Here is a 24,910-nt window from a genome sequence, read left to right as displayed (position 1 = left end):
CAGCAACTGGCGTGTACACCATGACTGCTGCAGAATACAATTCCTTCACAGGTACTGTAACTGCAGGCAATACAGAAACCATCGCGTTGACTACAGCCGGTACGATCGTTGCTAACGCAGCTATCGAGCGCTTCACACTGGCTAACGGCACAAACACATTCACTGCTGGTACTAATACAGTGAGCGTTGTTGGTGGTACAGGTAACGATACGTTCAACTACACTGCTACACAAATCGCCGGCGCAACAACGCTGGACGGCGGTCTGGGTACAGATACACTGAACATCGGTGCGATCGGCGCTAACTTGAACATCAGTGCGCTGGTAACAGGCATTGAAACAGTGAACGTAACTGGCTCTGCAGCAACTGGCTACATCTTCACTAACGAAAACGGTGCTGGTGTCACACTGAACTACGCTAAAGGCGCATTCGCTGATACAGTTGTTCTGGGTACAGGCGGCCAAACAGTGAATCTGTTGGGTACAGCTGCTACAGCAGTAACAGTAACAGGCGGCGCAGGTGTTGATACCATCAACCTGTCTACCACTGCAACTGGTGCTGAAACCATCGCTGTTGGTTCTGTTATCTCTGCAATCGATACAGTGGCAAACTTCAAGGTTGCTGGCGCTGACGTGTTCAAGACAGGCACAGCAGCAACAACATTGAACTTGTTGTCTATCGCTAGTGCAGATACATCCACACTGGCAGCAGCTATCGCAACAGCAGCATCAGCAGCTGGCGCGGCCTTGGCAGCGAATACCCAGGCTTACATCATCACTGTAGCCGCAGGTACAGCAGCTGGTACTTATGCCTTCCAAAACATCGGTGGCACTGTAGGTACAGTCGATGCAACTGACTTTATCGTGAAATTGGTTGGCGCAGGTTCTATCGTTGCCGGCGACTTCATCGCTTAATTCAGTAGTAAGCAATGCAATAATGGGTACTCCGGTACCCATGCAACAGGGAGGGAACAACCTCCCTGTTGGGCAAAACAAAAAACCCACCTCTGTAAAGCGGTGGGTTTTTTTATAGCGCGGAGAAAATAGGTATCATGATGTCTTCCCTATTGAACAGTCGCCATCTTTTAGTCACTATTTTTCAGTTGCCATTTATCTGAGCAAACGCCCCTATGAAAAAAATCAGCCGTAATGATCCCTGTCCATGCGGTAGCGGGAAAAAATACAAACAGTGTTGCATGGCGAAACACGAGGCGGATATCGCCGACGCCGCAGTGCAGAAAGCCAGTACGCAAGCTTTGATTGAGCAATATTTGGTGCAAGGCATGGCCTTGCACCGTGAAGGGCAATTGGAGCAGGCAGAGCAGGCATACCAGCAGATTTTGCAATTGGCTCCTGCGAATGCAGATGCCTTGCATTTGTCCGGCCTTATTGCGCATCAACGGACAAATTACACAAGTGCGATCAGTTTGATCAGATTATCCCTGCAAACCAATCCCAATAACGCCTATGCCCACAATAACCTGGGAGCAGCATTCAGAGAAAATGCGCAGTTTGATGAGGCCCTGCAATGTTTTAAGCATGCCAGCGGTCTGAAACCCGATTACGCCGAGGCATACAACAATACCGGCAATATTTATAAGGATCTGGGCAGGCTTGAAGAGGCAATACAGTCTTATCGACATGCACTGATGTTGAACCGCGCTTTGGCTGAGCCCTGGAATAACCTCGCCCTGATTTACCAAAAGCAAAAAAATCTTGTGGCTGCGCTTGAATGTGCAGAGCAGGCAGCGCAATTGCAACCAGCCTTTGCAGAAATACACAATACCCTGGGGAATATCTACAAAGATCTGGATCAGTCAGAAAAGGCACTCAGCAGTTATCGGCGTGCGGTTGAACTTAATCCTCAACAAGGCAATGCCCTGCACTTTATTAAGGTGTTGACTGGTGAGCAGAGCGCGCAGGCACCGGATTCCTACGTCAGTAAGGTATTTGATGATTATGCCGAGCGTTTTGACCAACATTTACAGCAGGTGCTTGAATACCATATTCCTGTAGTTATTGCGACAGAATTGGGTAAATATCGGGCAGCATCACTGGAAAAATGGCGCTTGCTGGATTTAGGCTGCGGCACGGGTCTGGTAGGGAAAGAGTTGGCACCGATGGCAGCGAGCATGGTTGGTGTTGATCTGTCTGAGAAAATGTTGCTCAAAGCCCAGTCCAGGCAGCTATACCAGCGCCTTATACAATCGGATTTGCTGACGATGACACGACAAGAAGCCAGTAACAGCTATGACCTTGTGACTGCAGCAGATGTTTTTGTCTATATCGGACGACTTGACGACATTGTGGCAGATATTGCGAGGTTGTTGCCTGCCGGTGGCTTGTTTGCCTTTTCTGTAGAGTCTGCCGACGAGCTGCCAGCGTCCGATGAGACTGGATATTGCTTGCGTGCAAGTGGCAGGTATGCACACCGCACCGGATATTTGCAACAACTTGCCAGCCATTGTAGCTATGACATAGTGCACATGTCGCCAGAAACAATCCGGATGGAAAATCGTCAGGCGATACCGGGTTACCTGTTTATCTGGCGTAAGTTGTTATAAGAAAATTACCAACTGTTTTGAAAAAACTGGAATCTGTCCACGCTGCTGATACAATACGGGACTTGATTTTTTCCTCGATAGCCTCACTTTTGTTCTGACAATCGTGTTGTTATAAAAAACAATTGCCTGGCGCTCACTTTAGCGCAGCACCCATGCCGACAATGGAAATGGGCTTTTTCTAGTTATTGGAGTTTTATTATGTTTCAAAATGCTCAGACCCTGGACAAAACACAGCATGGCGCCTTGCGCTTCAAACCAGCCGCTGACTTTGCGTTTGCGCGTGGCTTGACTACTGCACCGCTGGCACCAATAGAAATCGCAGAAGCCGCTGAATTCTACCCTGTGCTGTTCACGCCTAATGGCTTGTTGAACGCAGTGGCGGTTCTTGGCTTAAGAGAGCGCAATGTATTTTTGAATGAAAAAAATCAATGGCTGGATACCTATGTACCTGTCCATGCACGCCGTTATCCATTCATCCTGGGTCGCGTTGGTACAACAGACGAATATTTGCTGGCAGCGGATATGGATGCGCCGCAATTCAATGCAACTGAAGGCGAACCGGTATTCACAGACAAATCTGAATTGAATCCTTACTTCGATAAAGTGATTGAGTTGCTCAACAGCTATGAAAAAAACCTGCGTGAAGGCCGTGCGGTCATGAATGAACTGGAAACAAGCGGTGTGTTGGTTGCCAAAGACCTGAGTTTCCGTGAAGGCACTGATGTCCACCTGATCGGTGGTTTCCGCGTGGTTGAACGTGAAAAAGTCATGGCACTTGACGACGCTACCCTGGCACGCTGGGTGCGTAGTGGCCTGATGGCATTGCTGGAATTGCACTGGGCTTCTTTCCGTCATTTGTCGAAAGTGGCGTTGGCGTCTTCTCGTCCAGAGCAGGTTCAATAAGTCACAGGCGTCTTATGTCGTCATGAATGACATCGGAATGGGGCAAAATTTGCCCCATTTTCTTTGGCCCTACTCTCTCAGGTGGATAGCTTGAAATTACTACATGTTGGCTGCGGGCCACAAAACAAGACAGGAACCACGCCATACTTTCAGTCCGATGACTGGCAGGAAGTACGGTTTGATATTGATGCTACGGTGAACCCTGATATCCAGGGTACGCTGACTGACATGAGTGCAGTAGAGGCCGGGTCCATTGATGCAGTCTATTCATCGCACAATATTGAACACCTGTATCCACATGAGGTACCTGTCGCCCTGAATGAAATTTTACGGGTGTTGAAGGACGATGGTATTTTCGTGGTGACTTGCCCAGATCTGTTATCAGTCTGCAAGTTGGTCGCCGAAGATAAACTGCTCGAACCTGCCTATATTTCGCCTGCGGGACCGATTTCACCGCTGGATATCTTGTATGGGCACAGAGCGGCGATGGAAAGAGGTAACCTCTACATGGCACATCGTTGTGGATTTACCCAAAAGGTATTGATGAATGTACTTGCTGGTGCCGGTTTTAAAACCGTAGTTGCGGCTGCACGTCCATCTGCATTTGATCTGTGGGCGGTTGCCAGCAAAAATGCCAGGCCTATCCCAGAAGTGGAAAACCTCTTGCGCGCGCAATTGAGATAATCAGATCTACCTGGATAGCGATGCGTAAAAATTCAGTTCAGGCTCATGGCAACAAGCCAAAACCAGCTAATAAAGATGCGCTTAAAGCAGCCAGACTGATACAGGAAGCGCTGGCCTTGCACAAGGATGGACAACTGGTCGAAGCAGCTGAACGCTATCTTCAAGTCTTGTCCATTGATGGGGTCAATTTCGATGCCCTGCATTTTTTGGGCATGATACGGCGTGGCCAGCATCAATTGGAAGAAGCCCTGAGTCTGGTCGAGCGTGCTGTCAAAATCAATCCTGCGAACTTGCCGGTGCATGCCACTTACGGCAATCTGATGATGGATTCAGGGCGCCACGAAGCTGCCATTGCCAGCTACGAGCGCTTTCTGTCGGTCATGCCGGATTTTCCTGAAGTGATCAACAATAAAGGGAGTGCCTTGAGTGCGCTGGCCCGTCATACAGAAGCCCTGGCCTGTTATGAACGCGCTTTGCAGTTGCAGCCCGATTACCTGGATGTCTATTTTAATCGCGGCAATCTTTATCTGGATATGCGGCGCTATGCCGAAGCGCTGAGTGATTATCAACAGGTTTTGCGTCTTAATCCCCGGCATTTTCAGGCATTGAATAATCAGGGTAATGCATTGCAAAAGCTGGGGCGCTTGCCTGAAGCTGCGCAAAGTTATCAACTTGGTTTAAGCCTTGCACCCGGGAATGCAGAATTGCATTCCTCCCTGGCCAATGCCTGTGCAAAATTAGGCAATCTGCAAGCGGCCAGTCAGTATTACGCAAAATCCCTGGAGTTACATGCAGAAGGTTTTACCAGACACAATGCAGCGTTGCAACTGGCTATCCTGCATTACCTGTATGGCAATCAGGCCAATGTAGAACCCTTGCTGAACGTGGCTAGCGGCATGCTTGAGAACAGCGGCATAAAAGACCAGGGTTCGTTGATTTATTGTGTCTACATGCTGAAAATACAGGCATGGTGGCAGCAGTTCAGATCGCAACCACAATTGAATGCCGGATCGCCCACAGACATTTTGTATGTCATTGGCGAAAGTCACATGCTGTCTACGCATCAACTGCTTGTCAGTTATGCCGGTAAGGTCTGGCAATGTAAAGGGCACTGGATAGAAGGATGTACCCAGTGGCGCATCGGTAATCAGGCAGACAATCATTACAAACAGCGTCTGGCTACATTTCTGCAATCTTTTCCCATTGGGGCAACTGTCCTGATTACTGTCGGGGAAATTGATTGTCGTATTGATGGCGGTATTTTAAAGGCCTGGAAAAAAACATCTGCCATTAGCCTACAGCAATTTATCCATGACACGATAGCCGCCTATCTGAAGCAACTCGTTGTATTCACTGAAGGTCGGCAACAAAAAATCATCATCAGTGGCGTCCCGGCGGCCAATCTGGCAGACGGTGTGGGTAGCGTCGAAGAACGGGCGGAATTTGGCAACTTGTTATCTTTGTTTAACCAGTCCTTGCAACAACAAGCCTTGCAACTGGGTATGGATTTTTTGGATGTGTTTTCCATGACGGATGCTGGAAACGGCAGATCCAACCAGCAGTGGCACATAGATGTGCATCACCTGCGCCCGGATGCTGTACAGCAAGCATTCAATCACCATGTATTGCGATCAGTGCAGGGCTAAACATAGGTGTTTTTCGGTGCAATCATTAATTCAATGATCTGATTAACGTTTATACTGTGATAATCAAGTTTTCCCGATATTTCAGCCTACACGCACCATGAAAATTCTGTTCGTTCATCAAAACTTTCCAGGTCAGTTCACTCATCTGGCCCCCGTGTTGGCGGCCGATGCATCGAATGAAGTGCTGGCCCTGACGATGCAGAAAAACGCACCAGCAGTATGGAATGGCGTGAAAATCATTTCCTACCAGGTGGCGCGTGGCACATCGAAAGAGATTCATCCATGGCTGGCGGATGCCGAACCCAAAGTCATTCGTGGTGAAGCAGCCATGCGTGCCGCCCTGCAACTGCGCGAAGCCGGATTTAGCCCCGATGTCATCATTGCTCATCCAGGTTGGGGGGAAAGTCTGTTCCTGAAAGAAGTCTGGCCAGATGCCAAACTGGGTATTTATGGCGAATTCTTTTATCACCCCAAAGGGGCCGACGTCGGTTTTGACCCGGAATTTCCTACCGACTCCATCGATCAGATATGCAAGGTCCAGCTCAAGAACATTAACAATCTGCTGCATATGCCGCTGGCGGATGCGGCCATTTCGCCGACGCACTGGCAGGCCAGTACCTTTCCCAGCTCATTCCGGGAGCGCATCAGCGTCATTCATGACGGCATCAATACCGACCTCATTGCCCCTAATCCAGCCGTATCCATGAGTCTTGGTAATGGCATGGTTCTGACCCGCGATGATGAAGTAATTACTTTCGTCAATCGCAATCTGGAACCGTATCGCGGTTACCACATCTTCATGCGAGCCCTGCCACAGATATTGGCCGAGCGCCCGAATGCCCATGTCTTGCTGGTGGGTGGTGATGACGTCAGCTACGGTGCCAAATCCGCTACCGGTCAGTCGTGGAAAGACATCTTCTACAATGAAGTGAAGCATCTGATGCCAGAAACGGCGTTGAAGCGCATTCACTTCCTTGGCAATATTCCCTACCAGCACTTTATTCCTCTGCTACAGTTGTCCAGAGTGCATGTCTATCTGACTTACCCTTTCGTGCTGTCCTGGAGCTTGCTGGAAGCCATGAGTGCAGGCTGTGCCATTGTTGCATCCGACACACAGCCATTGCGCGAAGCAATACGCCACGATGAAACTGGCCGTTTGGTGAATTTCTTTGATGTTAGTGGTCTCGCAAAAGAAGTATGCGACTTGCTTGATCAGCCCGATACCAGGCAAAGGCTGGGGGCCAGCGCCAGACGTTTTGCCTGTGAGTTTTATGATTTGCAACGCGTTTGTTTGCCTGCCCAGCTGGAATGGGTGCACTCTCTGGTAACTGAAACAAAAGTTAACAATGCTGTGGATATATCGGCACAATCGCTGGTAAACACGGTCGTAATTGAGTTAAAATAACCCCATAGCCAGCAAGACCATTAAGAACTCGCGCCCCACAACGGATATTGTGGGGCGTTTTTTTATTCGGCATCCTGTTTTTACGGCGTCGGCGTAGTTCCTTCATCACATTCAGTTTTGTGTCATTTCTGTGATTTTAATCACAAAGACAGCAAATATTTTCCTCCGGAAATGATCTTTTAATGATCATTCTTTACATTTTCCATTTCTTTTTTCAAAAAATATAAAACACAAAGTGATGGGAGTATATCGATAACTTCATTGGTAATTATCGATATACAGGGGGGGGTATGTAATATTTTCAAGAAAGAAGAAACAAAACACATTTAAAATCAAATTTACTTGTGTTACGCTTTCGAAAAATGTGATGTAGGTCACATTTAATTGATTTGCGAACAGGGATAATGCGGCCTTGTCTCGAGGTGCTCAAGTAGTTACAAGTAGTGACAGCGCTTCTTCATTATCGCATCAGGCAGTATCCCAATTAAATTGGCTGTTTTTAGCACTTGAATGTGCAAAGAATACAAATGATCTCGAAACTTAAAGCCCCACAAACTGAAATTGCACAAGTCTTGATGACGTTCAGGAGTGCATTTAGAACCGTTGGCATTTTCAGTGCCATTATCAATTTGCTCATGCTGGCACCATCCCTGTACATGTTGCAGGTATATGACCGCGTTTTGCAAAGCCGCAACGAAATTACCTTGCTGATGCTGACCATGTTGATGCTGGGTGCCTACGCATTGATGAGCGCGCTGGAATATATCCGCAGCTTCGTTGTGATACGCCTTGGTGCCAAGCTCGATATGCAAATGAACAAGCGTATCTACACGGCTGCGTTTGAACAAAACCTGAAGCGTGGCGGTGGTAATGCCGGCCAGGCTTTGCAGGATTTGACGCAAATCCGTCAGTTCCTGACAGGTAGCGGTTTGTTTGCCTTCTTTGACGCACCCTGGTTTCCGTTTTATCTGGCAGTCATCTTCATGTTTGACGTCTATCTGGGCCTGTTCGCTCTGGGTGCGGTGATCATCATGGTTATCCTGGCGTACGCCAATGAAGTGGTCTCCAAAAAGCCACTGGCAGAAGCGAATGCCATGGCGATTGCTTCCAGCAATCTGGCCACCAACAATCTGCGTAATGCAGAAGTGATTGAAGCCATGGGCATGTTGCCTAATCTGATGTCACGCTGGTTCAAACTGCATGGCCGTTTCCTGCAATTGCAGGCAGAAGCCAGTGAGAAGTCAGGCATTATCACCTCTGTCAGTAAATTTGTACGTGTTTCGGTACAGTCGCTGGTACTGGGTTTTGGTGCATTGCTGGTGATCGAAGGCAAAATGTCGCCAGGTATGATGATTGCCGGTTCCATCCTGTTGGGTAAAGCAACAGGTCCTATTGATCAGTTGATCGGTGTATGGAAACAATGGAGCAGCGTCAAGAGTGCCTATGACCGCCTGAACGAATTGCTGGGTGCTAATCCTGCACGTAAAGCCGGCATGGATTTGCCTAAACCACAAGGTGCCCTGTCCGTTGAAGGTGTCACCGCAGCAGCCCCTGGCTCTACCGTCGTTGTTTTGAAAGCCCTGGGTTTCGCATTGCAACCAGGCGATGTGCTGGGTGTGATCGGTCCTTCAGGTTCTGGCAAATCGACACTGGCACGATTGCTGGTTGGTGTATGGCCTGCAGCTGTTGGCAAAGTACGTCTGGACGGTGCTGATATTTATCAATGGAATAAAGATCAACTGGGCCCGCATATTGGTTACCTGCCACAAGACATTGAACTGTTTGGCGGTAGCGTTGCTGAAAACATTGCCCGTTTCGGTGATGTGGATTCAGAAAAAGTCATCCTGGCAGCCAAGCGTGCCGGTGTGCATGACATGATTTTGCATTTCCCGCAGGGCTACGACACTCGTCTGGGTGACGGTGGTGCAGGTTTGTCTGGTGGTCAGAAACAACGTATCGGTCTGGCACGTGCCATGTATGACGATCCATCTTTGCTGGTTCTTGATGAACCAAACTCCAACCTCGATGATGTCGGTGAACAGGCATTGGTGATGGCGGTTAATGATTTGCGTATGCGTGGCAAAACTATCGTACTGATCACGCACCGCACGACCATTCTTGGCGCGACGACCAAGCTGTTGTTGCTGCGCGATGGCGCGGCACAGGCTTTCGGACCACGTGATCAGGTATTGGCCGCATTGAACCAGGCTAATCAACAGCAATTGCAACAAGCCCAGCAGGCCCAACAGGCAGCAGCGCAGCAGCAGGCAGCCGCCCAGCAGGCCCAGGGCGGCCAGCAATCAGCAGCAGCTGAGCCACCGGCAGATACTCAAGCAAGAATTGATGCCAGCGTCCAGGCACAAACGGATGCTACAGCAGAACAGGAATAATCATGAAAAATGCACTGGTTAATAAGAAAAACGTTGTCACTGATGTGGCGACCCAGCATGTAGAAGTACTGGAAGTGAACACAGACGCACACGGCTATTCTCGTCTGGGATGGATCATCATCCTGGTTGGTGTGGTTGGCTTCCTGCTGTGGGCATCGCTTGCCAAGCTGGACAAAGGCGTACCGATGAGTGGTAACGTGGCCGTGGCATCCAGCCGCAAGGTCATCCAGCATCAAACTGGCGGTACAGTGGATGAGATTCTGGTCAAGGATGGTGATGTCGTTCAGGCAGGTCAGGTGTTGCTGAAGATGAACAACGTCAACGCCAAATCAGCGGCTGAAATCGCTCGTGTGCAATTGTTCACGGCGCAGGCCATCGAGGCACGTTTGACTGCGGAACGCGAAAATGCCAAGTCCATCCGTTTCCCTGCAGAACTGGATGAAGCAAAGAATGACCCACGGGTAGCCAACAATATACTGTTGCAGCAACAACTGTTCACTACACGTCAAGTCTCCATACAAAGTGAACTGGGCGCGCTGGATGAAAACATTGGCGGCCTGAAATCGCAGCTCAAAGGCCTGGAAGAATCCATGGTCAGCAAGAAGCAGCAATTGGTGTTCCTCAAGGAGCAACTGGACGGCATGCGTGATCTGGCCAAAGAAGGCTATATTGCCCGTAACCGTCTGCTGGATCTGGAACGTACTTATGCCCAGGTGAACGGCAGCATTTCTGAAGACATCGGCACCATGGGCCGTGTATCCCGCCAGGTGACTGAAATCACTCTGCGTAAATTACAGCGCCAGCAAGATTATCAGAAAGAAATCCGTACCCAGTTGTCGGATGTGCAGAAAGAAGCAGAATCCCTGCAAAACCGTCTGACAGCACTGGATTTTGACTTGGGCAATGTCTTCGTCAAAGCACCCGTTGCAGGTACTATCGTTGGTCTGAATGTATTTACCAAAGGCGCAGTCGTGCCTAGTGGTTACAAACTGATGGAACTGGTTCCGCAAGACGACAAGCTGATCGTGGAAGCAATGTTGCCAGTGAATCTGATCGACAAGGTACACACAGGCCTGAAGACCGAGCTTATTTTCTCTGCCTTCAATACCAACACCACGCCGCATATCCCGGGTGTTATTACCCAAGTGTCGGCTGATCGTACAGTGGATGAAAGAACTGGTCAGGCATTCTATAAAGTACGTGCCGAAGTTGCACCTGAAGGCATGAAACTGATCGCCAACCTGAATATTCGTCCAGGTATGCCAGTGGAACTGTTCGTCAGTACTGGTGGCCGTACGATGATGAATTACCTGCTGAAACCAGTCATCGATCGCGCCAAAACCGCGATGACAGAGGAGTAATCATGACTACATCCAGGATGCGTCTTAAACTGGTCGCAGTTGCTTGCGGTATCTGTCTGTTGTCATCCGGTTCTGCGTCGGCGCTGGGTCTGATGCAGGCTTACGAGTCAGCGTTGGTGAATGATCCGTCCTACCGCTCTGCGGTATCGGAAAATATCGCAGGCAAGGAATTCAGGAAGATAGGCCGTGCCGGTTTGCTGCCTACCATCCAGTATAACTATGGCACCGCCAAGAATAAGGCTGAAATTACCCAGCCTAATCCTTATCTGGTTTTGCAGCCTAATGTGCCAACGATAACCAGTGACTACGACTATACCAGTCTGACAAATACCCTGTCCTTGCGCCAGACCCTGTTCAGTCTGGATACGACAGCACGTTACAGGCAGGGTATTGCACAGACCAATTACAGCGATGCGATTTTCAATGCACGTAGTAAGGAGCTGGTGATACGTCTGGTTGCTGCCTATGCAGATGCCAAATATGCAGAAGATCAGCTGGACTTGTTCCGTGCGCAGCGTGAAGCGTATGCAGAGCAAAAACGTATCAATGAACGCATGTTTTCAAAAGGCGAGGGCACCAGAACAGACGTGCTGGAAACCCAGGCCAAGCTTGATGTGGCGGAAGCACAAGTCATTGAAGCACAAGACAATCTGCTGACAGCACGCAATACGCTGGCCGCTATCACTGGCACAGAAGTGACTCAGCTTGATGGCCTGCGACCTGATTTTCGTATCATGTCAGTGGCTCCTGCCAGTTTTGATGAATGGATGAATATTGCGAATGAAACCAATCCGGAAATTATCGCTGCCAAATATTCGGTTGAAGCTGCTGAAGAAGAAATCAACAAGGCAAAGGCTGGTCATACGCCGCGTCTGGAATTGAATGCAAGTTATAACCGCGCGATATCTGATAGCCTGGTTAACCGCAGCCAGGATCAGACCGTTAAAAGCATAGGTGTGCAACTGGTCATTCCTTTGTATGCAGGTGGCTATGTGAATGCGATCAGCAATCAGGCAGTTGCCAATCGCGACAAAGCCAGGTCGGATCTGGATGGTACCCGTAACCGCATTTCCATAGAATTGCGCAAGCAATTCAACGCCATGCAAACGGGCGTCACCAAAATTGACGCCTTGCAGAAGTCCGTCAACTCGGCCACCTTGTTGGTGGAAGCCACCAAGCAGAGTGTCAAGGGCGGTGTTCGCATCAATCTGGATGTACTGAGCGCAGAGCAGCAACTGGTGGCGGCAAAGCGTGATCTGGCGCAGGCTAAATATACCTACCTCATCAGCTTCCTGAAATTGCGTGTTGCGGCTGGTAACCTGACGATAGATGACGTCAAGACCGTATCAGGCTACTTTTCACCATTTAGTTAATTCCTGCTTATCTTGCTTATGCGCTTGTTCTGGTCAGCGCGTGTTGACCTGAGCAAACAGCAAATAAAAAACGCAGCTAACAAGCTGCGTTTTTTTATGCTGGCCTTGATTAACCTGCCAGTTTCTTTTTCAGTAATTCATTCACCTGTGCAGGATTACCTTTACCCTTGGTCGCCTTCATTGCCTGGCCCACCAGTGAGTTGAATGCCTTTTCTTTGCCGGCACGGTATTCATCGACAGACTGCTGATTGGCAGCCATGACTTCATCGATGATTTTTTCCAGTGCACCGACGTCAGAAATCTGCTTCAGGCCTTTGGCTTCAATGACCTGATCTGCCAGATTCGCATCCGCTGACGGTGCCTGCCACATCGCAGCAAACACTTCCTTGGCAATCTTGTTGGATATCGTACCGTCAGCAATACGCTGTAAAAGCACGGCCAGTTGCGCTGCTGTTACCGGGATGGCGCTGATATCCAGGCCTTCGCGATTCAGCGTCGCTGCCACATCACCCATCAACATGTTGGCGGCCGGCTTGGCTTGTGCTGCACCGGCTGCTGTCACCACAGTTTCAAAGTAAGTGGCCATGCCTTTGGATTGCGTCAGGATAGTCGCATCATATTCAGTCAGGCCCAATTGCTCAATAAAGCGCTGACGCATGGCAGATGGCAATTCCGGCATGGTGCTGCGTACCTGCTCTACCCATTCGCGGCTGATCTTCAGTGGCGGCAGATCAGGGTCAGGGAAGTAGCGATAATCCATCGAATCTTCCTTGTCACGCATCTTCACTGTAATTTTCTTGTCCGGATCATACAGACGCGTTTGTTGAATGACCTTACCACCATCTTCAATCAATTCAATCTGGCGGCGTATTTCATAATTGATCGCCTCTTCGAGGAAGCGGAAAGAGTTCAGGTTCTTGATTTCGCAACGCGTACCAAATTCTTTTTGACCAACCGGGCGCACAGAAACGTTGGCGTCACAGCGGAAAGAACCCTCCTGCATGTTACCGTCACAAATGTCGAGCCAGGTCACCAGCGAATGCAGAGCCTTGGCATAAGCTACTGCTTCCACCGCGCTGCGCATAACAGGCTCAGTGACGATTTCCAGCAAGGGCGTGCCGGCACGATTCAAGTCTATGCCGGTCATGTTCTGTGCTGCACCATGCGTTGATTTACCTGCATCTTCTTCCAGATGGGCACGTGTCAATTCGATGTTTCTGAATTCCGTCTTGCCATCTTTTTCAAAGACACAGGGAACGAAACCACCTTGCACCACCGGAATTTCAAACTGACTGATCTGGTAACCCTTGGGCAGATCAGGGTAGAAATAATTTTTACGGGCGAAGATGGATTCAGGTGCAACAACTGCACCTACCGCCAGGCCAAACTGTATGGCTTTTTCTACCGCACCCTTGTTCATGACCGGCAAGACCCCAGGCAAAGCCAGATCCACCGGGCTGGCCTGGGTATTTGGTTCAGCACCAAACTGTGTTGACGAGCCGCTGAAAATTTTAGAGTTAGTCTTGAGTTGAGCATGTGTCTCAAAACCGATAACGACTTCCCATTGCATAATAATTCCTTGTCTTGTTGCCTGATGTTGCCTGCTATTTACCGGTGTAAGAGACTGAGCAAGAAACCGGATAAGTGGCGCATCAATTCATTTTATTGATCATACTTGCAACTGCCGGTTTTCATATCCACCGTCAGTGCTGAAAAATTCTTGCGTGAACCACAAAGCGTAGGGCAACTGGGCTTGATATGCAGCGCATCGCCTTCCTGTTCCAGGCGTATGCTGCATTGAAAACCACGGTCAAAATCATAACCGCGTTTCGTCCTGGCTGCCATCGCATCCTTGAGCCTGATACGCCAGCCCTTGTCCGTCAGTTCTGCTTCCAGTCCATCGTCCATGTCGATACTGCATTCATGGCCATGATTGGTGCGAAAAACCGATGATTCCCATTGAAACTCGGTGATCTGCGTGCCGTTTAACTGGAAACGTGCCTGGTCACTCAGTATCAGACGTTCGCCGGCGCCATCTTCCAGTTGGGTCAGGGTACAGGCTACGCGTGTATCCAGCACCTGTGCCGGTGCCAGATTACATAGCAGGTACATGGCACCAGCCAGGAAGAATTTCAAGCTCATAGTGGTGCGCGGGTATGCCAGTCTGTCGCCTGCTGGAATTGGTGGGCGACATTCAACAGTTTCGCTTCATCGAAATAATTACCGATCAACTGCAAGCCAACCGGCCGCTTCGCATTTTTTTCGCCTTGTCCAAAACCACAAGGGATGGACATGCCAGGCAAGCCCGCCAGACTGGTCGACAAAGTGAAAATGTCTGCCAGATAATTGGCTACCGGATCATCTGCCTTGGAACCCAGATCCCAGGCCACTGTCGGTGCCACCGGTCCCATGATGACATCGCATTTCTCGAAGGCAGCAGCAAAGTCTTGCGCGATCAGGCGACGTATTCTTTGTGCCTGCAAATAATAGGCATCATAGTAACCATGTGACAGCACATACGCACCCACCAGGATACGGCGTTTAACTTCGGCACCAAAACCTTCGGCACGCGATTTTTTGTACATGTCTTCGAGGTCTTTGTAATCCGCTGCACGATGGCCGTAACGTACACCGTCAAAGCGGCTCAGGTTCGAAGACGCTTCTGCCGGTGCAATGACGTAATACACAGGGATGGACAACTCGGTTTTCGGCAGTGAAATCTCGACCAGCGTTGCACCCAGTTTTTCATATTCTGCTAATGCCGCACGCACGGCTTGCTCGACATCTGCTGCCAGACCGGCCGAAAAAAATTCTTTCGGCACACCTATGCGCAAGCCTTGCAGTGATTTGTTCAGGTCACGGTTGAAATCTTCTTTCTTGCGTTCCAGTGAGGTTGAATCCCTGGCGTCGAAACCTGTCATGGCATTCAGCAAGATGCCGCAATCTTCTGCTGTCTGGGCGATAGGGCCGCCCTGGTCCAGGGAAGAAGCAAAGGCAATCATGCCATAACGCGATACGCTGCCGTAGGTAGGCTTGATACCAGTTACGCCGCAAAACGAAGCCGGTTGACGGATGGAACCACCGGTATCCGTTGCCGTAACAGCGGGTGCCAGGCGCGCGGCAATTGCTGCTGCCGAGCCGCCAGAAGAACCGCCAGGTACGGCAGTCTTGTCCCAGGGGTTTTTGACAGCACCGAAATAGGAATTTTCATTCGATGAACCCATGGCGAATTCATCGCAGTTCAGCTTGCCCAGCGTCACAGTACCCGCCTGGTTGAACAGATCAACCACGGTGGCGTCAAACGGGCTGACATAGTTTTCCAGCATGCGTGAACCGGCGGTTGAGCGCCAGTCGCGGGTAACGAAAATATCTTTGTGCCCGATCGGGATGCCGGTCAGTGTCGTGGCATTGCCATTGGCCAGGCGCGCATCCGCTGCTGCTGCCTGCTTTAATGTCAATTCTGGATCAACATGCAGGAAGGCATTCAGGTCGCTGGCGGCAATACGCGCCAGGTAATGTTGGGCCAGTTCGGTGGCGGACACCTGCTTGCTGTGCAGCAGGGCGGATAATTGCGAAATAGTCTTGGTATGCATAAGTGAATGGTTGACTTAGTATGACTTATTCGGTCTCAATAACCTGCGGTACGAGGTAGAGGCCATCTTGTGTGGCAGGCGCGGGTTTCTGATAATCTTCGCGATGATTGCTTTCGCTGACCACGTCTTCACGCAGGCGCAGCGCCAGTTCTGGCAACAAGGCAGCGATAGGGTGGCTCAGTGGTGCAACACCGGTGGTATCAACGGCTTTTAATTGCTCTACCAGTGAGAAAATACCATTCAATTTTTCCAGAGTGGAGACTTGCTCCGCTTCGGAGGTTTCTATTTTTGCCAAATTGGCAATTCTATTCACATCTTCAAGTGTCAGCGACATGGTTCAGGGGCGCAAAACTGCGCAAAAAAGAGTGTCAAAAAATACATAAAACGATAGTCAACAGAAAGCTGAATTTTAGGTGTTGGTATCGAATAAATTTATACAGATTATAAGGTAGAATGGCGGGTTAATGCCCCAAATGCCTCGCTAAATCCCTTAACTTGCTCAGATAGTCGCTTAGACAGACGATGACAAGCAGGTGACAGGTGAACAGACTGGGGCTAAGAATCTGTTCACGATCTGTAGCGAGCGGGCGTCAGCGGGGCAAGGGTAACAAAAAACGCAGCGCAAAAAGCGGAATGTACTCTAGTACATGAGCATTTTGAGCAGCGCATGAGCCCCGCGTGATCTCTGATTGCGTCCGTGCAGTAAGATCTTGAACAGGTTCTAAAAATTCGGTAGCGCGCCCCGCAAAACAGGGACGTGCCCACAATCAGTTAAATACAGGACAATACATGTTTGGTTTTTTACGTAGTTATTTTTCAAATGATCTGGCGATTGATCTGGGAACAGCCAACACGCTGATTTATGTTCGTAGCCAGGGTATCGTACTCGACGAACCATCCGTTGTGGCAATCCGTCAGGAAGGCGGCCCTAACGGCAAAAAAACCATTCAGGCGGTGGGTAAGGAAGCCAAACAGATGCTGGGCAAGGTGCCTGGCAATATTGAAGCCATTCGCCCGATGAAAGATGGCGTGATTGCCGACTTCACCGTTACCGAGCAGATGCTCAAGCAATTCATTCGCATGGTACACGATACCAAATTTTTCAAACCTTCGCCGCGTATCATCATTTGTGTACCTTGCGGCTCTACCCAGGTTGAGCGTCGTGCGATTCGTGAATCGGCACTGGGCGCTGGTGCTTCCCAGGTCTACCTGATTGAAGAGCCAATGGCGGCTGCGATCGGTGCTGGCCTGCCAGTCTCCGAAGCGACTGGTTCCATGGTAGTTGATATCGGTGGCGGTACGACTGAAGTCGGTATTATTTCCCTGGGTGGCATGGTCTACAAGGGTTCGGTACGTGTTGGTGGTGACAAGTTTGATGAAGCCATCGTCAATTACATCCGCCGCAATTACGGCATGTTGATCGGTGAGCAAACTGCAGAAGCGATCAAAAAAGCAATTGGCTCGGCTTTCCCTGGCTCCGAAGTTAAGGAAATGGAAGTCAAGGGACGTAATCTGTCCGAAGGTATCCCGCGTTCTTTCACCATCTCCAGCAATGAAATTCTGGAAGCACTGACAGATCCGCTGAACAACATCGTATCTGCCGTTAAAAATGCGCTGGAACAGACACCGCCAGAACTGGGCGCAGATATTGCCGAAAAAGGCATGATGCTGACCGGTGGTGGCGCGCTCTTGCGTGATCTGGACCGTTTGCTGATGGAAGAGACCGGTTTGCCAGTGATTGTGGCAGAAGACCCGCTGACTTGCGTGGTACGCGGTTCTGGCATGGCTCTGGAGCGCATGGATAAACTGGGTTCGATTTTTTCATACGAATAAGCAGTCGCATGTGAGAGCAAGTTCAGTCGAAAACTGCTTTGCTCACACCGTGTCATTGCCAAGACGTGATAAGAGCCGCTTTGCGGTTCTGACCAACTGAAAAGACCTCGATCAGGCTATTTCTGCTTATAAAAACTGGTTAACGCTGGTTATTGAGAATCACCGGTAAAGTATGGATTACAGCCCACCACCACTCTTCAAGCAAGGCGCGTCTGCCCGCGCCAGAGTGGTCTTCTTCGCCGTCCTGGCGATTTTTCTTCTGGTTGTTGATTCCCGTCTTAAATCACTGACTCTGGCCAGGCAAGTGCTGGGCACAGTGCTGTATCCCGTGCAGATGATAGCAGTCATGCCGCGTGATACCGTCAAGCGGGTTTCTGATTACTTTGTGTCGGTAACCGCACTGGAAAAAGAAAATGCACAGCTGCGCCGGCAACAGACGCAAAATGCAGATAGCCTGCAACAAAGCACACAACTGCTGGCAGAAAATAATCATTTCCGCAAATTGCTGGAAGCGCGTGAACGTCTGCCTGTCAAATCCGTCATGGCCGAGATTATTTATGATGCCCGCGACCCGTCTACCCGCAAGGTGATTATTGACCGCGGTATCAAGCATGGCGTCGCGCTTGGCCAGCCAGTGATTGATGATCTCGGTGTCGTAGGCCAGGTCACCAGAGTGTTTCCATTGACGGCAGAAATCACCTTGCTGACCGATAAAAATCAGGCCATTCCGGTCCAGATCATCCGCAATGGTTTGCGTAGCGTTGCCTATGGACGCGGGCAATCCACTTACCTGGATATGCGCCTGACCGCCAATGCCGATATACAAAATGGTGATCAACTGGTGACTTCTGGTATCGATGGTGTCTATCCGGCTGGCCTGGCCGTCGGCAAGGTGGTGCAGGTAGAAAACAAGGCGACCACCACCTTTGAAAATATCCTCTGTATTCCCGCTGCCGGCATTGACCGCAACAAACAATTACTGGTACTGATGGTGTCTACTGACAACTTGCCACGCCCAGATACCGAAGATATCCGGGCCAAGAAAGAAAAACTGAACCGCAAGGTGACGCGCGATGCCGCCGCACCGGCTTCCGATGTGCGCCCGGTTGATCAGCCTTTCAATCAGCCCGTGAAAGATGCTGCCGCCAAGGATGCTCCGGCCAGTCCAGGCAAAGATGTGGCGGTCAAAGATGCTCAGCAAACCAGCCAGCCTGCCAACCAGCCAAGCACTCAGGCCAAAGAGCCGGCAGGCAAGGATCAGCCAGTCAAAAATGTGCCTGCAAAAGAAAGTCCGCCGGTACCCGGCAAGGAGAAAGGACAATGAACAGTCCCCATTACATATTGTTGCCAGTCAACCCGGTCTTCATTGCACTCAGTTTTGCAGTCGCCTTCTTCCTGAATTTCCTGCCCTGGGGTAACTGGATAGGCGTACCTGATTTCGTCGCCCTGGTACTGGTATTCTGGACCATCCATCAACCACGCAAGGTCGGCATCGGTGTGGCATTTGCCATGGGTTTGCTGATGGATGTGCATGATTCCATCAACCTTGGTGAAAATGCGCTGGCGTACACCTTGCTGTCGTATTTTGCGATCATGATACACAGGCGCGTATTGTGGTTTCATCCCCTGACCCAGTCGCTACATGTCTTTCCCCTGTTTCTGTTTGCCCAGGTGGTACAAGTGGTGGTGCGCCTGCTGATAGCGCCGAACGCCCATTTCGCAGGCTGGACGTATTTCCTCGTCAGTGTGGTGACTACCGCTTTGTGGCCCGTCGCCACCCTGTTGTTGCTGGCGCCGCAAAAACGGGCGATTGATAAGGACGATACCCGTCCCATCTAGCGCTGGTGTGCAGGTATTGTCTGACCTGCCTGAGCTGTCTGCTGTATTGCATCTGTAAAGTTAGTCCCACGTTGACCCTATGACCGAACTCAAGAACACGGAACGCGAATTACATTATTTCCGCATGCGCCTGCTTTTCATCGGCGTATTCGTGTTTCTGTGTTTTGCCGCATTAATTTCACGTTTTGTCTGGCTGCAGATCATCAAGCACAACGACTATGCCCTGCTGGCAGATGAAAACCGTATCGACATCGTACCCGTAGTGCCCAATCGCGGTTTGATACTGGATCGCAATGGCATTATCCTGGCACGTAATTACTCTGCCTATACGCTGGAAATCACCCCGTCCAAAATCCGCATGGACCTGGATGTCCTGATCGACCAATTGGCCGTACTGGTCGATATACAACCCAAGCACCGCAAGCGTTTTCGCAAGTTGCTGGAAGATTCCAAAAGCTTCGAAAGCCTGCCCATCCGTACCCGTCTGACCGATGAAGAAGTCGCACGCTTTACGGCGCAGCGTTTTCGTTACCCCGGTGTCGATATCCAGGCGCGCCTGTTTCGTCAGTATCCTCAGGGGGATTCTGCATCCCACGTCATTGGCTATATCGGTCGCATCAGCCCCAAAGATGCCGAGGTCATCGATGAGATGGAAGATGCCGCCAACTACAATGGTACAGACTACATAGGCAAGGAAGGGCTGGAAAAAAGCTACGAAAAAATCCTGCACGGAAATACCGGCTTTGAAGAAGTCGAAGTATCAGCCGGTGGGCGTGCTGTCCGGGTACTGTCGCGCTCTGCACCGACCTCAGGAAAAAACCTGATTCTGTCCGTTGATATAGAACTGCAGAAAATCATAGAAGAAGCATTCGGCGAACGCCGTGGCGCACTGGTGGCAATAGAACCGGAAACCGGTGATGTACTGGCTTTTGTGTCCAAACCCACCTATGACCCCAACCTGTTTGTCGAAGGAATTGACCAGCAAAGCTGGAATGAATTGAATACCTCGGAAGACAAGCCCCTGCTGAACCGGCCACTGACCGGGGCTTATCCACCAGGGTCTACCTACAAGCCCTTCATGGCACTGGCTGCACTGCAACTGGGCAAGCGTACAACGACGCAGGCAATTGCCGATCCGGGTTATTTCACTTTCGGTAACCATACTTTTAAAGATGATAAACCGGGTGGGCATGGCATGGTGGACATGTATCGCTCCATTGTCCAATCCTGCGACACCTATTACTACATGCTGGCGAATGATCTGACCGTGGATGTCATGCATGACTTCATGGCACCGTTTGGCTTTGGACAAAAGACCGGCATTGATCTGGAACATGAACGTACCGGCTTGCTGCCTTCAACCGCATGGAAGCGTGCGGCATTTAAAAAGCCGGAGCAAAAACGCTGGGTGCTGGGCGACACCATTTCCCTGGGTATCGGGCAGGGGCAAAATACTTTTACACCTTTGCAAATGGCCCATGCTGTCGCGACGCTGGCCAACAACGGCGTGGTCATGAAACCGCATTTGGTCAAAATGACAGAAGACCCGCAAAGCCGCCAGCGTACCTTGACCGTACCCAAGGAAAGTTACCGTATCCCGCTCAAGCAGGAAAACATCGACTTCATCAAGAATGCCATGGTCGGTGTCACCAAGGAAGGTACATCGGCCAAAGTGTTTATGAATACCGAATATGTATCCGGCGGCAAGACTGGTACGGCGCAGGTGGTTGGTATCAAGAAGGGTGAAACCTACAATGCCAAACGCATGACGGCACGCCACGTGGATCACTCACTGTATATTGCATTTGCCCCGGCAGACAAACCCAAGATTGCGGTGGCGATTATTGTGGAAAATGGTGGTTTCGGGTCTGAAGCGGCAGCCCCTATCGTACGCAAGGCACTGGATTATTATCTGCTGGGAAAACGTCCGCAGGACAAAGACAGTAAAGAACATGTACCGGTACCGAAATCCCAGAGCGATATGGCCCTGTACCGTTCCGATGCAGAAATAAAAGCGCCTGCCGAGCCAGATCCGGGACCGAAGCCCGGTGGTGAAACCAGCGGCAATAAGGATTGATTATGCAAAAACGCGGCATTAACTGGCATTTTATCCGCTCGCACATCCTGGTATTTGATGCGACGCTGGCGATTCTGATTTTCCTGATCATGTCCATCGGCATTATCACCCTGTACTCGGCCGGTATTGATTTCCCGGGACGGGTGGAAGACCAGATGAGGAACATCCTGGTTTCCTTCGTCATCATGTGGATCATGGCGAACGTGCCGCCACAAACCCTGATGCGCTTTGCCATTCCCATCTATACCTTTGGCATTGCCCTGTTACTGGCGGTTGCTGTCTTCGGCATGGTTAAAAAAGGATCAAGGCGCTGGATCAACATCGGCATGACCATACAGCCATCCGAGATGATGAAGATCGCTACGCCGCTGATGCTGGCATGGTATTTTCAGAAGCGCGAAGGGGCCTTACGCTGGCGCGATTTTGTGATTGCCTCCGTCATCCTGGGCATACCGGTGGCACTGATTGCCAAGCAGCCTGATCTGGGAACTGCCATGCTGGTTGTCGCGGCCGGTTTTACCGTTGTGTTTCTGGCCGGGCTGTCCTGGAAGTTTTTGATATCACTGAGTCTTGCTGTTGCGGTGATCGTGCCTACCGTGGTCTGGCCCATGCTGCATGACTATCAGCGTGACCGCGTCCTGACCATGCTGGACCCGAACCGCGATCCGCTGGGCAAAGGTTTTCACATTATTCAGTCCACCATTGCCGTCGGATCGGGAGGACTGCATGGCAAGGGCTATTTGAAAGGTACCCAGTCTCATCTCGAGTTCATCCCTGAACATACCACCGATTTCATTTTTGCCGTTTTCTCTGAAGAGTTTGGTTTTGTCGGCAATGTGATCCTGGTCAGTCTGTATTTTCTATTGATCATACGTTGCCTGATGATTGCCGCGAATGCACCTACCATGTTTGCACGTTTGATGGCTGGTGCCGTGACCATGATATTCTTCACCTATGCCTTTGTGAACATGGGCATGGTAAGCGGTATTGTGCCTGTGGTCGGCGTACCCTTGCCCTTTATGAGTTATGGCGGCACAGCCCTGGTAACCCTGGGCATGGGCCTGGGGATCATGATGAGTGTGCAGCGTAACCGCAAACTGGTGCAGACATGAAAACAGTCTGGACGCAAAAATTCCGCCAGGGCAGCCTGCTGTCCGCCAGCCTGGTCTTGCTGGCGGCCTGCGGCAGCGCACCGAAACAACATGTCATCATTGCCGATAATCAGCGTCCGGCTACCAGTACCAAACCGTCTACCACCAATCAGACCACGACGGCGCCCAAGGCTGGTTCCGGAAAAGGTGCTTATTACAAGGATGACGGTCCGGGTGATAACATACCAGAAGGGCTGGAAAACACGGTCGACCCGATACCCATGGTGGAAGATTTTTCCCGTTCGGGTAATAAACCCTATGTGATCTTTGGTAAAACCTATACCCCGTTAGCAGATAACAATACACCCTTTGTACAGCGTGGCATAGGCAGCTGGTACGGCAAGAAATTCCATGGGCAGAAGACCTCTTCCGGTGAGCTGTATGACATGTATAAAATCACCGCTGCCCATCCTACCCTGCCGATTCCCTCGTATGCACGGGTCACCAATTTAAATAACGGCAAGCAGATTATCGTACGTATCAATGACCGCGGGCCTTTCCATGCCAGCCGCATTATTGATCTGTCATACACCGCTGCGTTGAAGCTGGATGTCATTGGCAAGGGCAGTACCCAGATCGAAGTGGAACGCCTGTTGCCAGCCGATATAGAGCGAATGGCAGAAAACCGCAAGAACCAGCCAGCAGCAAGACCGGTCACTGTGCTTGCCACCAATGCGCCCATATCGACACCCATATCGGTGCTGCCACCAGCGTCGATACGGGAAGACGTCGTCACGCGGCCAGCAGAAAAAGCCGCCAGTATGACCATGGAAGAATTGTTGGCAGCGCAGGAAAACCGCCCGGTAGAAAAATTACCGGCACCAGTCACCCAGGTGGCAGCGGCGGGCAGTGCCTATTACATACAGTTTGGTGCCTATGCGATACGCGCCAATGCTGAATCCATCATGGGTCATCTGAAGGGCCGGGCCACCAGCCTGCTGCCGGGCTTTGATATCGTCCAGCAGGGTAGCCTTTACCGTCTGGTCAGCGGCCCGTTCAATAGCCGGTCTGAAGCCAATGCTGCGATTGCCCAGGCCGGTGAACTGGGTGTGGGTCGCCCTCTGGTAGTACAGCGCTAGGCTGTGTGAAGAGTCGGAAGAGCTGGGTAGGAAGAGAGCAGGTTCAGCTCTCTTCTGCATCCTGTTTCATTTCCAGTGCCAGTTGATACAGGGCGTTTTTCTTTTGTCCCGTCAATTGTGCCGCCAGTGATGCTGCCTGTTTGACCGAGCATTCTTCCAGCAGGATAGTCAGTACGCGCCGGGCTTCGGTCTGCTGATCATCTTCTGCCGCAACCGCGGCTTCAATCAGGATCACATATTCACCTTTTTCACGGTGGCTGTCGGCTGCCAGCCAGGCGGCAGCTTCGCTCAGTGGGCAACGATGGATTTCTTCAAACAGTTTGCTGACTTCACGCGCCAGCACGATGCGTCGTGCCGGGCCAAACATCGCCAACATGGCTTGCACTGATTCGATGATGCGATGTGGTGCTTCATAAAAAATCAGGCTGGCAGCGACATTACTTACTTCACGTAGCGTGCTCTCGCGCTGACCGGCCTTGGCTGGTAAGAAACCGACAAAATAAAACCGGTCGTGGATCAGGCCACTGGCTGACAGGGCGCTGATAGCCGCCGATGCACCCGGCAGTGGTGTGACAGGCAAACCTGCCAGTTTGATGGCATCGACGATTTTGGCACCGGGGTCAGAAACACCGGGCGTGCCGGCATCGGATACCAGGGCGATGCGTTCGCCGGCCTGCAGGCGTTGCAGGATTTTCTCGGCCACTTCCCGTTCATTATGCTGATGGGCTGCGATCAGTGGTTTGCTGATGCCGTAACGCCCCAGCAACTGCGCTGTATTGCGGGTATCTTCACAGGCAATCGCATCTGCCAGGGACAGCAAATGCAGTGCGCGCAAAGAAATATCCGCCACATTTCCAATTGGCGTGGCGACTACATATAATGTACCGGCCGGATAATTTTGCCGGGTTACTGTTTCTATGATGCTGGCACTTGTGAACAGTGCGTTGTCAGTCGTGGTCATGCGCGCGCGTTCCTGTGCATAGGGTAGATGGCTGCAATTGGTGTGACCCATT

General features: G+C 50.8%; 20 protein-coding genes. 15 read left to right on the top strand and 5 right to left on the bottom strand.

Annotated features, from left to right (window positions below):
* From H8L32_RS14440 to H8L32_RS14400, 9 genes are all read left to right on the top strand, one after another.
* Nucleotides 1-914 (top strand): hypothetical protein (locus H8L32_RS14440; protein WP_408058885.1); only part of this gene is annotated, 914 nt, incomplete at its 5' end.
* Nucleotides 915-1,129: 215 nt separating this feature from the next.
* Entirely contained in the window at nt 1,130-2,563 is a 1,434-nt protein-coding gene (locus H8L32_RS14435) for a tetratricopeptide repeat protein (protein ID WP_186947924.1), read from the top strand.
* Nucleotides 2,564-2,761: 198 nt separating this feature from the next.
* A complete protein-coding gene (locus tag H8L32_RS14430) occupies nt 2,762-3,466 on the top strand; it encodes a SapC family protein (RefSeq protein ID WP_186947923.1) in 705 nt (234 codons plus the stop codon).
* A gap of 90 nt (nt 3,467-3,556) precedes the next feature.
* Entirely contained in the window at nt 3,557-4,150 is a 594-nt protein-coding gene (locus tag H8L32_RS14425; RefSeq protein WP_186947922.1) for a class I SAM-dependent methyltransferase, read from the top strand.
* A gap of 20 nt (nt 4,151-4,170) precedes the next feature.
* Nucleotides 4,171-5,796, top strand: a complete 1,626-nt coding sequence (locus H8L32_RS14420; RefSeq protein WP_186947921.1) for a tetratricopeptide repeat protein — start codon at nt 4,171-4,173, stop codon at nt 5,794-5,796.
* A gap of 97 nt (nt 5,797-5,893) precedes the next feature.
* Nucleotides 5,894-7,201, top strand: coding sequence for a glycosyltransferase family 4 protein (locus H8L32_RS14415; RefSeq protein WP_186947920.1), 1,308 nt, complete (start codon nt 5,894-5,896; stop codon nt 7,199-7,201).
* A gap of 527 nt (nt 7,202-7,728) precedes the next feature.
* Complete coding sequence (locus H8L32_RS14410) at nt 7,729-9,591, top strand: type I secretion system permease/ATPase (RefSeq protein WP_186947919.1); 1,863 nt, start codon at nt 7,729-7,731, stop codon at nt 9,589-9,591.
* Between the two features lie 2 nt (nt 9,592-9,593).
* Nucleotides 9,594-10,952, top strand: coding sequence for an HlyD family type I secretion periplasmic adaptor subunit (locus tag H8L32_RS14405; protein ID WP_186947918.1), 1,359 nt, complete (start codon nt 9,594-9,596; stop codon nt 10,950-10,952).
* 2 nt (nt 10,953-10,954) lie between these two features.
* Nucleotides 10,955-12,325 (top strand): TolC family outer membrane protein, encoded by a 1,371-nt coding sequence (locus H8L32_RS14400; protein WP_186947917.1) that lies wholly within the window; start codon nt 10,955-10,957, stop codon nt 12,323-12,325.
* 109 nt (nt 12,326-12,434) lie between these two features.
* On the opposite strand, the gene gatB is transcribed toward H8L32_RS14400, so the two are convergent.
* The 4 genes from gatB to gatC form a co-directional block, all read right to left on the bottom strand.
* Nucleotides 12,435-13,901 (bottom strand): Asp-tRNA(Asn)/Glu-tRNA(Gln) amidotransferase subunit GatB, encoded by a 1,467-nt coding sequence (gene gatB / locus H8L32_RS14395; RefSeq protein WP_329605188.1) that lies wholly within the window; start codon nt 13,899-13,901, stop codon nt 12,435-12,437.
* An 86-nt stretch (nt 13,902-13,987) separates the two neighbouring features.
* Nucleotides 13,988-14,467, bottom strand: a complete 480-nt coding sequence (locus tag H8L32_RS14390; RefSeq protein ID WP_186947915.1) for a hypothetical protein — start codon at nt 14,465-14,467, stop codon at nt 13,988-13,990.
* Nucleotides 14,464-15,918, bottom strand: coding sequence for an Asp-tRNA(Asn)/Glu-tRNA(Gln) amidotransferase subunit GatA (gene gatA, locus H8L32_RS14385; RefSeq protein WP_186947914.1), 1,455 nt, complete (start codon nt 15,916-15,918; stop codon nt 14,464-14,466). Before gatA ends, H8L32_RS14390 begins: the two co-directional genes overlap by 4 nt.
* Before the next feature lie 25 nt (nt 15,919-15,943).
* The gene (gatC, locus tag H8L32_RS14380) at nt 15,944-16,252 is read right to left on the bottom strand and encodes an Asp-tRNA(Asn)/Glu-tRNA(Gln) amidotransferase subunit GatC (RefSeq protein ID WP_186947913.1); all 309 of its coding nucleotides are present in this window, start codon (nt 16,250-16,252) and stop codon (nt 15,944-15,946) included.
* Between the two features lie 455 nt (nt 16,253-16,707).
* Here gatC and H8L32_RS14375 point away from each other — a divergent pair, with 455 nt between their 5' ends.
* The 6 genes from H8L32_RS14375 (at nt 16,708) to H8L32_RS14350 (ending at nt 23,897) form a co-directional block, all read left to right on the top strand.
* Nucleotides 16,708-17,751, top strand: coding sequence for a rod shape-determining protein (locus H8L32_RS14375; RefSeq protein ID WP_110256286.1), 1,044 nt, complete (start codon nt 16,708-16,710; stop codon nt 17,749-17,751).
* Nucleotides 17,752-17,923: 172 nt separating this feature from the next.
* Nucleotides 17,924-19,075 carry a rod shape-determining protein MreC gene (gene mreC / locus H8L32_RS14370; protein WP_186947912.1) on the top strand — a complete coding sequence of 384 codons (1,152 nt, stop codon included), beginning with the start codon at nt 17,924-17,926 and terminating at the stop codon, nt 19,073-19,075.
* Nucleotides 19,072-19,590 (top strand): rod shape-determining protein MreD, encoded by a 519-nt coding sequence (gene mreD / locus H8L32_RS14365; RefSeq protein ID WP_186947911.1) that lies wholly within the window; start codon nt 19,072-19,074, stop codon nt 19,588-19,590. The genes mreC and mreD overlap by 4 nt, the downstream gene beginning before the upstream one ends.
* A 79-nt stretch (nt 19,591-19,669) precedes the next feature.
* Nucleotides 19,670-21,667, top strand: a complete 1,998-nt coding sequence (mrdA, locus tag H8L32_RS14360; RefSeq protein ID WP_186947910.1) for a penicillin-binding protein 2 — start codon at nt 19,670-19,672, stop codon at nt 21,665-21,667.
* 2 nt (nt 21,668-21,669) lie between these two features.
* Entirely contained in the window at nt 21,670-22,779 is a 1,110-nt protein-coding gene (gene rodA, locus H8L32_RS14355; RefSeq protein ID WP_186947909.1) for a rod shape-determining protein RodA, read from the top strand.
* On the top strand, nt 22,776-23,897 hold the full coding sequence (locus H8L32_RS14350; protein ID WP_186947908.1) for a septal ring lytic transglycosylase RlpA family protein: 1,122 nt from the start codon (nt 22,776-22,778) through the stop codon (nt 23,895-23,897). The genes rodA and H8L32_RS14350 overlap by 4 nt, the downstream gene beginning before the upstream one ends.
* Before the next feature lie 43 nt (nt 23,898-23,940).
* Here H8L32_RS14350 and rsmI read toward each other — a convergent pair whose 3' ends face one another.
* The gene (rsmI, locus tag H8L32_RS14345; RefSeq protein WP_186947907.1) at nt 23,941-24,858 is read right to left on the bottom strand and encodes a 16S rRNA (cytidine(1402)-2'-O)-methyltransferase; all 918 of its coding nucleotides are present in this window, start codon (nt 24,856-24,858) and stop codon (nt 23,941-23,943) included.
* Nucleotides 24,859-24,910: the final 52 nt, after the last annotated feature.

Source organism: Undibacterium hunanense, from assembly GCF_014284335.1.
Classification (GTDB): domain Bacteria; phylum Pseudomonadota; class Gammaproteobacteria; order Burkholderiales; family Burkholderiaceae_D; genus Undibacterium; species Undibacterium hunanense.
Note: the sequence above shows the minus strand (reverse complement) of the source record. Positions and strands in the feature narration are given on the sequence as shown.